General features: G+C 43.6%; 7 protein-coding genes. All 7 read right to left on the reverse strand.

The window, feature by feature from the left end:
• Positions 1-5569: glycosyl hydrolase family 95 catalytic domain-containing protein (locus tag RCH61_RS04895; protein WP_306480042.1), on the reverse strand; the 5569-nt coding region annotated here is incomplete at its 3' end.
• A gap of 323 nt (positions 5570-5892) precedes the next feature.
• Entirely contained in the window at positions 5893-6660 is a 768-nt protein-coding gene (locus RCH61_RS04900) for a type III pantothenate kinase (RefSeq protein ID WP_178006564.1), read from the reverse strand.
• Positions 6644-7459 (reverse strand): ECF transporter S component, encoded by an 816-nt coding sequence (locus RCH61_RS04905; RefSeq protein WP_306480043.1) that lies wholly within the window; start codon positions 7457-7459, stop codon positions 6644-6646. The genes RCH61_RS04900 and RCH61_RS04905 overlap by 17 nt, the downstream gene beginning before the upstream one ends.
• A gap of 155 nt (positions 7460-7614) precedes the next feature.
• Positions 7615-8817: a bifunctional phosphopantothenoylcysteine decarboxylase/phosphopantothenate--cysteine ligase CoaBC gene (gene coaBC / locus RCH61_RS04910; protein WP_306480044.1), complete on the reverse strand. Its 1203-nt coding sequence runs from the start codon at positions 8815-8817 to the stop codon at positions 7615-7617.
• Between the two features lie 137 nt (positions 8818-8954).
• Positions 8955-9581, reverse strand: a complete 627-nt coding sequence (locus RCH61_RS04915) for a formate/nitrite transporter family protein (RefSeq protein ID WP_178006549.1) — start codon at positions 9579-9581, stop codon at positions 8955-8957.
• A 482-nt stretch (positions 9582-10063) separates the two neighbouring features.
• The gene (gene queA / locus RCH61_RS04920) at positions 10064-11089 is read right to left on the reverse strand and encodes a tRNA preQ1(34) S-adenosylmethionine ribosyltransferase-isomerase QueA (protein ID WP_178006550.1); all 1026 of its coding nucleotides are present in this window, start codon (positions 11087-11089) and stop codon (positions 10064-10066) included.
• A 184-nt stretch (positions 11090-11273) separates the two neighbouring features.
• On the reverse strand, positions 11274-13718 hold the full coding sequence (gene pheT / locus RCH61_RS04925; RefSeq protein ID WP_178006551.1) for a phenylalanine--tRNA ligase subunit beta: 2445 nt from the start codon (positions 13716-13718) through the stop codon (positions 11274-11276).
• Positions 13719-13722: the final 4 nt, after the last annotated feature.

Consider the following 13722-nt stretch of genomic DNA (forward strand, 5'->3'; position numbering starts at 1 on the left):
CTTTTACTTCTTTCGGAAGGTTCAGTTTCTCAACTGCAGTTCCGAACTTCACAGTGAGATCCGTAAGTTTTTCTACTTTCGCAACTTCCTTGTCTTCCGGCTTCGGCGGATTCACTTCTTCCGCCTCTACAGTTACATTGATTGTCACTGTCTTGAAGTTTTCAGGAATCTTAATTCCTTCTTTTGCCTGAAGCGTTCCTGTCAGTTCGTATGTTCCTGCTTTGTCTGCTTTATACGCATCCGTGTTCCACTCTACTGACAATGTATCTTCTGTATCATCATCCAATGTTACTTTTACTTCTTTCGGAAGGTTCAGTTTCTCAACTGCAGTTCCGAACTTCACAGTAAGATCCGTAAGTTTTTCTACTTTCGTAACTTCCTTATCTTCCGGCTCCGGCGGATTCACTTCTTCCGCTTCTACAATGACATTGATCGTCACTGTCTTAAAGTTTTCAGGAATCTTAACGCCTTTCTTCTTCTGAAGCTCACCTGTCAGTGTCTGTGTTCCAAGCTGATCTGCATTGTAATTTTCTGTAGCCCAGATTACTTCCAGTGTATCTGCGATACGACCGCCTTCCAGTGTAACATTTACTGTCTTCGGAAGGTTCAGTTTTGCAGCAGAAGTTCCTTTTTTCACTTTTATGTCAGCAGGTTTTTCTACTCCTATAACCGTCTTCGCATTCCAGTCGTCTACTGTCAGAACGATCACTGCCGGAACCGCTTTATTTCCGTTTTCATCTGCAGCTACGATCGCAATATTGTAATCTTTGCTCTCATCCGCATTCTTCAATGTGTATTCTGTCTTATCGCTTTCAGCTACTTTCACACCATCCACATATACAAGATATGTAACTTTACTTCCCTGCGGATCTTCTGACGGCGCCCATGTGATCTTCACATCTTTTTCGCCTTCTTTTACAACATTGACTCCGCTTACCTGTGCCGGAGCTTCTTCATCTGCTGCCGCAACTGTCGTAAACGGCTCGCTGCAAAGAGCTTTGTCGGACTCTGCGTCATTATGGTTTACTCCTACGATCATAAATACATAAGACGTACCCGGTTTCAGATTCGTGAACCGTACCGTTGTCTCTGTTGTTGTCACAGGTTCTCCTGCATTTTCCGGAACAGTATCTGTAATCGCTTTCAGCGCTTTTGCTGTTCCTGCATGTTCTACAGCATATACTTTATAAGACTCTGCTCTTGGAAGTTTCGTCCATGAAACAGTTGCTTCTGTACTTGTAACTCCCATTACCGTTGCTTTCGCATCTTCCGGAATCGTCGGAGCCGGAATCTCTGCCGCCTCAAGTTTTGCACCTGCTGTATTCAAGGCTGCTGTAAGTGTATCAACCTGTTCTTTTGTCGTCTGAGTGTCATTCATTCCGTTAACGGCATTGTCGTATGCTGTCTTAAACTCGTTCCATAAAGCTTCTTCATAATCATCTTTATTCAGACCGCTGTATTTTTCAATGGCAGCCTGAAGCGCCGATTTATCAACAGAAGCTGCTGCCGGAGTAAGCACTTCAAGGTAGTCAATGTTTACATTGAGATTATTATGAGCTCTTGCCGCTGTAAACTTGATTGTGTGTTCTCTGTTTTCCAGATCTGTCTTTTCAAATACACACTGCTGCGGTGATCCGCCGGATTTTTCTTCCCAAAGAACCGCGTCGTCTGCCAGCTGTCCATCCAGCTCTACAGTGAATTTACCTTGTGTATTATTTTTCTGAGCATAGAATTTAATGCCTGTTCCTGTAAATGTATAGCTGAACCAAGCGCCTTCTGTGCTTGTCTCTGTCTTCGTTCCGCCGTGATGCTTATCCGCCTCACCTGCATACGGATTTGCCCAGCCGCTCTCGCTCCATGTAATCTTCGGATTTCTTGCCGACTTATCATCCGAACAGTCTTCAATGATCTCTGACTGCGCTGTCACATCTGGAATTGCGATTGTGATCTCACATGTACCCGATACTTCAGCATTCTCTTTCGACGTCGCTTTTACTGTCACAACACCGTTTGCTGTTCCTGTTGACAGAAGACCGTTTTCGTCGATCGTCGCTGCCGCGCCGCCTGATTTTGTTTCAACAGACCATGTAACGCCTTTATTAAGCGCCTCTGCCGGAGTTACTTCTGCTTTCATCTGAAGTGTCGTTCCCTCTTTGCTTACTGTTGTCATTCCGCTTGCGGATGTCACTTTCACTTCTGTAACCTGTACCGCTTCTGTATTCAATACGTTAAACGCATCAAGCTCTACTTTATCTCCGCTTGCAGATGTGTTCTTCTCACCCATTGCCCGAACTGTAATCGTATGGATTCCATATTTCAGAGTCTTATCTTTATGATCCTCTGTAGAGAATACTTTCGCCTGTCTTTGCTGAGTTGCCGAATATGTATCTGCAGTTGCCCATACTTCTCCGTCAATAGAGATTTCAAGCTTACCTCTGTCCCACTGTGTACAAGAGAATACTTCGATGCCTGTTCCGCAGAATGTAAGTTCCGCAGTTTCTGTTCCTGTCGGATCTTGCAGGTATTTCACTGAACCGCCGTAGTTTCCTTCATCACTGATCCAGTTACCCCAGCTTCCTGTATATTTAATCCGCTCATCCTGATCGTCGATCATACCGATCATATTGCGGCAGTCATCTACAAGTACCGCTTCGCTGAGTTCACTTTCTTTTCCGTCAACCACTGAAGAAACTTTATACTTCAATGTTCCGAGGACATCCCACGCGTCTGTGTCTTTCCACTCTGCCGCTTTCAGTCCTGTCTGAACCTGTACCCACTCACCGTCTTCGATCTGACGATATACATTGTAAGATACTTCTTTCTCCGCTTTCACTGCATCCCATGTAAGAGCTGTCTCTCCGTCTTTGATCTTCGTAACTTTAAGGCCTGTCGGAGCTGCTTCTAACGTATCTTTTTCCGGGATAGCCGTAATTGTGTATGTCTTTCCTGCTTCTGTATTGAAGGAAATGCGGTCTGCCGTTACCGGTGTGATCTGAACAATATTTCCATCGCTGTCTTTTACAGTTGCAAGGGAAATGTTATCGTACTGAACAACTGCTTCTCCGCCATTATTGGAATGGATCGCAGCTTCTGTTAATTTGTTATCTGCCCAAGCCATATCAACTGCAAAGTTACCGCGGGCAAGTACGCCTTTTACATTACCTGTTCCCCATGTTTTCGGAACTGCAGGCATCAAGTCAATGTGACCCATGTTGCTCTGAACAAGCATTTCCGCAACAGCCGCTGTATAACCGAAGTTTCCATCGATCTGGAACGGTGCATGCGTATCCCACAGGTTGGTCATGATCTTGTTGTTTGTGATCATTTTGGACAATACATCGTAAGCTTTATCGCCTTCTGTAAGTCTCGCCCATGTTGCAACACGCTGAGCCATCGCCCATCCTGTTGTCACATCCGTTCTGTTCTGCATAGATACTTTTGCCGCAGCCAGCCACTCGTCATTCTGAGCGATCAAGTCTCCAGGGTATAAGCCGAGCATATGGGAAATATGACGATGACCATATCCGCCATTACCCGGAATCGGATTGCCATCTTCATCTTCGTTCAGTTTACCTTCCATAAACCACTCTTTGATCTGTCCGCTGTCGCCAACCTCGATCGGTCCTTTTAAGTCAGCCTGATTCTGTTTCCACTGTGCAACTTTTGCATCATCAACTCCCAAAGTCTCTGCCGCTGTGATCGTATCTTCATACAACTGCCAGATCAGAGAGTGCTCATATGTGTTGCCTGCCGTTCTCGGTCCATGCTCCGGTGAATAACTCGGAACGGACACAAGCTTGCCGTCTGAATCTTCCATCAGCATCTGGTCGTACAGAGTCGCCTCTTCTTTCATCATCGGGTAAATATGAGTTCTCATGTACTCTGTATCTCCTGTAAACTCATAATATTCCCAACAGTTCTGAAGAATCCACGGAACACCTGCCGGAGACCATCCCCAGTCAAATGCCCAGCCCGGGTTCGTCCATCCATACGGGTTGTTCTGTGTATGCGCCATAAATCCGTTTTCAGGATTTTCTTCCGTACTCTCAACTCCTGCGTAAATCTTCGCCGTAATACGTCCCGGCTCTCTGAGAGAATCCACATAATCGATCAGCGGTTCTGCACATTCTGCCATATTTGTCGAGTAAGTCGGCCAGTAGTTCATCTGCAAGTTAACATTCATATGATAATCTGAATGCCATGCGGAGTTATTCGCTCCTACCCAGATTCCCTGCAGGTTCGATGGAAGAGTTGCTCTTCTTTCATTCTTCGTTCCATCTTCATTCGTAGGAGTCTCTCTCGATGATCCCATCGTCAGATAACGTCCGTACTGGAAGAGCATCAGTTCCAGATAACGCTTTTCAGTTTCAGAAGCCTGTCCGTTTTTGTAAGCTTCCAACAATTTATCTGTTGTCTTATCAGACACTGTCTGTCCGATGTTAAGGTCTAATCTTCCGAAAATATGATCGTAATCATTTACATGATCTTCTTTTAACGCCTCATATCCTCCGGCTTTTACTTTCGCCTCAGCTCCTGCCACATATCCTTTGATCAATGCCGCAAGCTGTTCTTTTGTTTCGCCTGTGCGGTATTTCGGATAATCATTTTTATAATCTGTTCCGATTGAAGTAATGATCGTGATCGCTTTCGCGCCGCTTACCGTGATCTTTCCGTTCTGCTTGTCGTCAGTAATCTCGCCCGCTGTTCCATCGTCTTTGATTACCTTCGTATAAGAACTGAACTTCAACTGGTTATCTGTAAGCTGTCCGTCAATCGCGATTGCATTGTCGGATACTTTTTTGTCAAATGTTCTCGCGTAAGAATTCTCATTCGGATTATTACTACTTCCGCCTTTTTCCTCATCCGGTTCCACACGAACGTCAAAATCAAGCGTTCCTCCGTCCGTCGCCGTCAATCGTGTAACAAGAACGTTATCGGGATAACTTACAAAGTTCTCTCTTGTGTAATGCGCGCCGTTGTGATCATAATTCACTCCGGCTACCGCCGTGCGCAGATCAAGGTCACGCGAATATCCTGAAACATTATCTTTTGTGACATTTTTGAAATCCAGATACATATTTCCATAACTCAAATAGTATCCGTATCCCTGAACTCCGGCGTCATCACTGACTCCGATAAGCTGTCCTGCAAGATTACTGTCGAACCCTTGTCCGTTTTTCAGTTTCTCTTTCAACTGTTCCATAACCTTGCCGTTCTGACCATTTGATTCAATGTTACCGCCGTTATAGTCTTTCCGACTGTCTGACGGACCACCGGACCAAAGTGACTTTTCGTTCAACTGAATACGCTCTGTCTGAACGCCGCCGAACACACTGGCTCCAATCGCACTATTTCCAAGTGGAAGAGCCCATTGCTCCCACCCCGTATACGAATTGGGCGCCTCTTCATCATACCACAAACGCAAAGCATTTCCCTCCGTTTCCTGTGTCTGCGCTAAAGCAACGTTATCCTCAGCCGCCACAGAGAAAGGAGCCGCCGATACGACAGTTGCCATCGCAAGTGCGACAGACAATGCTTTTCCGCCTGCTTTTGAAAGCTTCCTTTTCATCCTTTTCCTCCTTTAAATTTGCACAAGAGTACAGGGATAAACGAATTAAGCCGAGTACTCCGATGCTACGTTGTACTGTTTATCATATCACACTTTTCCTATGTTTTGTTGTATTTTTATGATTTAAATTAGTAGCAGTTTTATATTTTCGTGTTTTTATACATAAATCAAAGGATAGATGCAGCCGTTTTTTGTCTATATCGTCCAGTTTGCGTCTATCCTTTTCTTTTTCACATTATATTTTTTCTATATAAATACTTTTTTGCTTCGATTATCCACGAAAAATCGTGTTTTCTGCGCGACGGATTCCTGTTTTTTCACGCTCATTTACGATTTTTCCGATAGATAATTTCCAATCCTTTCAAGAGCAAATGATCATCCCGAATAATCTTTCTTCTGCAATGAGGAATGATCTTTCCTGCCAAACCGCCTGTCGCGACAACAGTTACATCACCGTCCACTTCTTCCTCCAAACGGTCGATCAATCCGTCGATCGCTGCGGCGCTGCTGTAAACGATACCGCTCTTCATACAATCCGCCGTATTTTTCCCTATTATATGCCCCGGCTCTTCCAGACTGATCCCGCCAAGCTGAGAAGCATTTGCTGTAAGGGAATCAAGGGAAACACCGATTCCCGGATAAATCATTCCGCCGATATAATTTCTATTCTTATCAATAACACAAACTGTATTTGCTGTTCCCATATCAAAAATGAGAAGCGGAACCGGATATTCCGCAATCCCGGCCACTGCACCGACAACAAGATCGCTGCCAAGCTGCGCCGGATTATCAATCCTGATATTCAATCCTGTCTTGATCCCCGCGCCGACAGTAAGCACTTCTTTCTTTAAAATCTTTTCAACCGCAACTTTCACAACTGTCGTAATCTGCGGCACGACCGAAGAAATGATACCGCCTTCTAAATCCGTCTTTTTAATATGATAGATATCCAGCACATTTTTTATGTCGATCGCATATTCCAGCTCTGTTTTTGTCTTCACAGTCGAAAGCCGTTCCACAAATACGCATTTTGCCCCGTCAATACAACCAAGCACAATGTTTGTATTTCCGATATCAATAGCCAATATCATTTCTAAAACCAAGCCTTTCTCTTACGTTCTTTTTCAAAAGCGCTCTTCCGATACATAAAGTCAGCACTCCTGCTACAATCGCTTCAGGAACTCCGTTTATGCCGATAATGGAAAGAATAAACGTATAAACACCCGATACCGCCACATTATTTGCCGATGCATATGCTTCCCTGAAAAACAGGAAGATCAGGTTCATAACAAGCAGCGTATTTGTCATCGCTCCTGCCACGCCTGCCGTCACAAGCCCAATACTTGACACGCCCGTCTTTTTTGTCTTTTCATTTGAAAAACGCAGTACAAGTTTGTATACATAATACGGTATAATTCCTACAAGTATACGAGGAACGAAACAGATGATCACGCTTCCCAAACCACCGCTTACTCCTGCGATACTGTAAAATGGTGTAAACACAAATGAGGTAGGCGTCGGGTTGATCGTATTATTGATAAAACTTGTCAATCCAAACAGGAAACCGAGCGCTCCTCCTTTTTTCGGCCCCATCAAAAGTGATGCGATAATAACCGGAATATGTATGATTGTCGCACGGGTAAATCCAAGTGGGATATATCCAAGGAAAGGGGTAAAAGCCATCACACATATGACTGCTCCGAATATTGCCACCTGAACCATGCTCATCGTACTGAATTTGCTCGATGAGCGCTGTTTTCCCGACGTCTTCTGATCTTTGCTCACGGTCTTTTGATCCGCTGCGTACTGATCCGCGCTGCATACCTCTGCTGTATTCATTTCTGCCGCACATGCTGCTGTGCGATTTTCTGTTATTGTTTTGTTTTCCATGTCTGCCTCCTTGTTATCATTCCCTTTCGGGATACAATACATTTGGCGCTGAGAAATCTGTTTCTCTGCGTACCGTTTTGTTTCGATTTTGTTTTGATTTCAATTTTTTCGGTTTTGCTTCATCTTCATTTTTATTTCACTTCTGTCTGCTTTCGTCAGACTTTCCGCATTTCTGCGATCATCGTTAAAATTTCTGCGGCTGTCTCCTCTTTTGTCATTTTTCCGAGTGAAACTTCCTTCTCTTTTGTGATGACCGTTACGACATTCGTATCTCCGCCAAATCCTGCGCCTTCCACTCGAAGACTGTTTGCGGCGATCATGTCGAGATGTTTCTTTTCCAGTTTTCTTTTTGCATTCGCAATTAAATTTTCAGTCTCCATTGCAAACCCGCACAAAAACTGTCCCTGCCGTTTGTTCTCGCCAAGATAAGCCAAAATATCATCTGTACGTTCCAATTCAATCGTCAGATCCGATTTGACTTCAGATTTTTTCATCTTCTCAGCGCTTACATGCTTCGGCCTGTAATCCGCTACCGCCGCCGCCTTGATAATGATATCCTGTTCCTTCGCCCGTCCCTTAACTTCCTCGAACATCTCCTGCGCGGAACATACATTTACGACGTTCACAAATGCAGGAGTCTTCTCTGCTGTCGGACCTGATACAAGAGTCACTTCGGCGCCTCTCCTTGACGCAACTTTGGCAATGGCATATCCCATCTTTCCGGTAGAATGATTTGTAATATACCGTACCGGATCGATTGCTTCCCTCGTCGGACCTGCCGTCACGAGAACCTTCAGACCTGCCAGATCTTTTTCATATGCGATTTCCTGCAAAATGACGTCAAGCAGAACATCCGGCTCAACCATCTTCCCGGCTCCGGTGTCTCCGCATGCAAGATATCCGACTGCCGGATCTATGATGCCGTACCCGTAACCATGCAGAATCTTTAAATTGTCCTGTACGATCGGATTTTCATACATATTCGTATTCATCGCAGGTGCAACGAATTTCTTACATCTGCATGCCATGACTGTTGTTGTCAGCATATCGTCCGCTATACCATGGGCAATCTTCCCAATCACGTTGGCGCTGGCAGGCGCAACCATCACAATATCGGCTTTTTTTGCCAAAGACACATGTTCCACACTGAACTCAAAATTACGGTCAAAAGTGTCTACGAGACATTTATTTCCCGTCAGCGTTTCAAACGTGATCGGATTGATAAAATTAACCGCATTTTCCGTCATGAGCACATGTACGTCCGCATGAAGTTTTTTCAGCGAACTTGCAAGATATGCAATCTTATATGCAGCGATACTTCCGGTAACCCCGAGCAAAACTGTCTTGTCTTTTAACATTTCCGTACCCCCTTTCCTTTTGCTCCGCTCCATTATATTGTATCAGTTATAAAAAATCAACCTGAACAAATCGCATGTTCAGGTTGAAACCTCTCTTTATTTAGAAAATATATTCGTAAAAGAAATACTCGTCTGCATTATACATTTTCTGCATTTTGCCGAATCTCCACATACTGCGTCAACTTGCGAAGCAAAACACCGCCTGTGCTGTTTCCCAGGATCATAACAAGAAGCGGAACAGCATATTCTGTCGGCGTACTTACAAGACCAAAATAAAACATATTTGCAATACAGTGCTCAAATCCCGCTAAGATAAACACGGAAACACAAAGAAATACTGCGATCGTACCTAAAATATTCGGTTCTTTCTTAAATGTTGCTACAGCGATATACATCAGCATTCCACAGCACACCGCCAGCAAAAACAGACTGATATATGTATCTGATAATTTTATTTCTACAATCGGGCCTGCCTTCTCAACCAGTCTCGTTCCGATACGAGTTTGTTTCATAAGAAACGCCATAATGTTAACCCCGATACCATTTCCAACCAAAGTGATCAATGTCTCTGCACAGTTGCCTTTACAGATATATCCAATCTTCCCAGTAAACAAATTTAATTCCAAATTAATAATCGTAAAAAGTCCTAATCCAAATAAGAACGACGCCACGATTGAATTGTCCATGTTCAAATAAACTGTACAGCCGATTCCGATCATCAATCCGGCAACAATAGATTTTTTTAAAGCTGATAAATGTTCCATACCTTACCTCATTCTTTTTCTTCTAATTATAAGTGCTTTTTATAAAACAATATGTGCATACCCAGCACACCGTTTCGGCTTCGCAGGCACAACGTGCCTATTATACCATAAATACGGCAAATGTATAGAACTGTTTTTCATATCTGATAAGATTCATAGCTATTCCTAATCCCTCGACGTTTCCAGAAGAAAATTTGGCAGATATTTTAACTTTTTCGGTTTTTTCCATTTTATTAATCTTCTGTTTAGAAATTTTCGTGTTCTTTTATTCTTTCAACATACTTTAGACATATTTTCTCTTTATACTAAATGTCAGATAGTTGATTAGCAACTATCCCCCCTCATAAAAGTAATGATATCCCCTGAACAAGGATATCACACTTTACTCTCATTCCTTTAGATAACTATAAAACAACGAAACCCGTTAGCCCTTGTGGTTAGCGGGTTTTCGCTGTTATCACATCTGATGCTTACTTTTCACATCATTTTATAAACATGGCATCCCCAAAACTAAAGAAACGATACCGTTCTTTCACTGCCTCTTCATAAGCTGCCATAACATGTTCTTTTCCTGCCAGAGCAGACACGAGCATAATAAGAGTCGATTCCGGTAAATGGAAGTTTGTAATCAGGCAGTCCAATGTTTTAAAACAATACCCCGGATAAATAAAAATTTCTGTCCAGCCGCTGCAGGCTTTTAAATGTCCGTTTTCATCCGCCGCAGATTCAATCGTCCGACAGCTTGTCGTTCCGACGCAGATCACACGTCCGCCTCTGTCTTTTGCACGGTTGATCTTCTCTGCCGCCTCTTCACTGATCATATAAAATTCCGAGTGCATATGATGATTTTCCACATCATCCACCTTGACCGGACGAAATGTTCCCAATCCTACATGCAGTGTTACCCGAGCAATATCAATGCCTTTTTCTTCGATTTTTTTCAGCAGTTCGGGTGTAAAATGAAGTCCTGCTGTCGGCGCGGCGGCAGAACCCGAATGCTCTGCATATACCGTATTATATCTGTCCTTGTCCTGCAGCTGATGCGTAATATACGGCGGAAGCGGCATCTGACCGAGCTGATCCAAAATTTCTTCAAAAATACCTTCATACTCAAAACGGATCAGTCTGTTGCCTTCGTCTACGACATCGACAACTTCTCCCACAAGCAGACCGTCTCCGAAACTGATCCGGGTTCCCGGTTTCGCCTTACGTCCGGGTTTCACGAGCGTTTCCCATACGTCATCCGCTCCTCTTTTCAGAAGAAGCACTTCGATCTTCGCTCCGGTTTCTTCTTTTGCTCCGATCAATCTGGCAGGGATTACCTTCGTATCATTTATCACAAGACAGTCCCCTGCATTCAGATAATCGATAATCTCACTGAATACATGGTGTTCAACCTTTCCGGTTTCTTTGTCCACTACCATAAGTCTGGAAGAAGAACGGTCTTCCAGCGGATCCTGTGCGATCAGTTCCTCCGGCAGATCGTAGTAAAAATCACTTGTTTTCATATTCGGTTTATCTCCTGTTATTTCTAAGAAGCAAGCCTTGCGTGTACTCCACGCAAGGCTCTCCCCAAATTTATTTCTGTCTTTCGCACTCTTGAGCTATTTTTTCTTGTCTCATTCTTAAGACACTTCTTTGTTTCGCACTCTTGAGTTATTGCTGTTTTATTCCCGTTTTATTTCTCTTGTTTTATTGTGTTCTAAGCTCTGCGCCCATTTTCTTTCCAAGTTTTTTCATAACCTGTTCGGCAACGCTTTCAATTTCCTGAGACGTCAATGTTTTCTCATCAGATCCGATCGTCAGCCTGATCGTTACGGATTTCTTGCCCTGAGGAATCTGTTTTCCTCTGTACTCATCTACAAAGGACGCATCTTTCAGAAGCGCGCTTGCTTTCTTTTTGCCCATAACAGCATCATAAATGTCATTCCATACAGCATCGGAATCAAAGAGCATGGAAATATCATAGTCTGTTTCAGGATACTCGGCGAGATGTTCAAATTTATTCGTTCTTGATTTCAGCGGTTTCAGTTTTGAAGCATCCATTTCAAAAAGGATCACGGAAAGATTCTTAATGCCGCACTCCATAGAAACTTTTTTCGCCACAAGACCCATATCACCGATCTTCTCGCCATCGAGATAAATGTTCAGCCATACAACATTGTCAGCCCATACCGGTTTTTCTTCTTTTTTAAACTCATACGCCTCCATATGTGTATATCTCGGCATATACTCAAGAACACCTTTTGCTTCTCTGAAAAGCATACTGATGTCTTTTACGCTGCTTGCAAATGCCGCGCCGATATGTCTGCGCTGTTCAGGGAGCGATTCTGTCTCATCGTACGCAGTTGTATAATTTTTATCAAAGAATACCTGAGCCTCTTCAAAAATAGCGAAGTCGTTAAAGTAACGCTCGTTCTTTACAACTGCCTCGCAAAGATTCGGAAGAAGAGAAGAACGGATGCAGCTCATATCCGGCGCCGGAGGTGTAGAAAGTTTCAAAACGCCGTCTGTATTTTGGAGAACTGCATTTACAAACACATCATTCATCCACGGATAAGTGTATACTTCCTGCATTCCGCAGCGTATTGCAAGATATTCTTTGATATTTCTCACAAGACTCTTATCTTTCTGATTGATCGAGTCTGTAAATGTTGTTGTAAATTCTGTTGCCTCGAAATTATCATATCCATACATTCTGGCAACTTCTTCCATCACATCGTCTTTGATGGAAATATCTCCTGTCGAACGCCATGTCGGCGCTGTCACATGCATATTTTCACCGTCGATCTGAACGTCAAATCCAAGCTGCTCTAATTTTCCTTGAATTTCTTCATTTGTCAGATGTTTTCCAAGTCTCTTCTCAAGCCATGTCAGATTAACGTCAATCTCTGCTCTGTCGAGTTTTTTCACATAATTATCGCAATATCCGGTCACCTGAAGTTCAGGATAAAGCTCTTTAAAATACTTCATTGAAAGGGCAAGCGCCTGATCGCATCTTTCAGGGTCAACCGCTTTCTCATAACGGGAAGATGCTTCTGTACGCGTGTCATAACGAAGCGCCGTGCGGCGGATACCTGTTGCCTCGAAGTTTGCGACTTCAAGGATCACACGCTCTGTCTTCGGCAGGATCGAATCTTTCGCTCCGCCCATAACTCCGGCGAGAGCAACCGCTCCTTCAGAATCTGTGATCACAAGATCATCTGTGTTCAATTCAAGCTCTTTATCATTTAAAAGAAGCAGCTTCTCTCCTTCTGACGCATGTCTTACAACAATGTGATCTGTAATATTGTCCGCGTCAAATGCATGTGTCGGATTTCCTGTTGCAAGCATTACATAATTCGTAATATCGACAAGGGCGTTGATCGGACGCATTCCTACTTTCCAGATTCTATTCTGCATTTTATACGGTGAAGGTTTCACAGCCACACCTGACATCTCAACACCAATATATCTTGTACATCTGTCAGGATCTTCGATCTCAACTTTAAAATCAGACTGAACGTCTGTCTCAAAAGGCTCGATCTTTGCAAGCGGCAAATTATAAAGAGCCGCGATTTCACGGGCAATTCCGTAATGACCCCAAAGATCCGGTCTGTTTGTCATTGATTTATTATCGATCTCAAGAAGTACGTCATTCATATCCAATGCATCCGCCAAAGAAGTTCCTGCCGGAACGTCAAACGCCGACAGATCAAGGATTTCTCCTTCTGTTTCTGACGGGAACAGTTCTCCCAACCCGATCTCATCTGAAGCACAGATCATACCAAATGACTCAACTCCGCGAAGCTTGGAATTTTTGATCACTACAGGCTCACCCTCGCCGTGCCAGCGGACAACCGCTCCAGGACAGGATACTGCGACGCGCATTCCTTCTTCCAGATTAATTCCTCCGCATACGATATCTTTGATCTCATCGCTGCCGATATTTACTTTACATACTCTCAATCTGTCTGCATTTGGATGCGGCTCAATCTTTTCGATCACTCCGACGATCATATTTTCAAAACGCTCTGCAAGATATTCCACATCTTCCACTTCTACTGTAGACATCGTCAGATCGTACGCCAGTTTTTTCAGATCTGCATCTTCAGGAATATTTACATAATCTCTAATCCATGATAATGATAATTTCATATTC

The organism is Mediterraneibacter sp., from assembly GCF_030825015.1.
In the GTDB taxonomy this organism is placed as follows: domain Bacteria; phylum Bacillota; class Clostridia; order Lachnospirales; family Lachnospiraceae; genus Mediterraneibacter.

Coding starts and splice junctions, on each gene's coding strand:
- RCH61_RS04900 (WP_178006564.1), bottom strand. CDS start 6,660: ATGATATTGGCTATTGATATCGGAAATACAAACATTGTGCTTGGTTGT.
- RCH61_RS04905 (WP_306480043.1), bottom strand. CDS start 7,459: ATGGAAAACAAAACAATAACAGAAAATCGCACAGCAGCATGTGCGGCA.
- coaBC (WP_306480044.1), bottom strand. CDS start 8,817: ATGTTAAAAGACAAGACAGTTTTGCTCGGGGTTACCGGAAGTATCGCT.
- RCH61_RS04915 (WP_178006549.1), bottom strand. CDS start 9,581: ATGGAACATTTATCAGCTTTAAAAAAATCTATTGTTGCCGGATTGATG.
- queA (WP_178006550.1), bottom strand. CDS start 11,089: ATGAAAACAAGTGATTTTTACTACGATCTGCCGGAGGAACTGATCGCA.
- pheT (WP_178006551.1), bottom strand. CDS start 13,718: ATGAAATTATCATTATCATGGATTAGAGATTATGTAAATATTCCTGAA.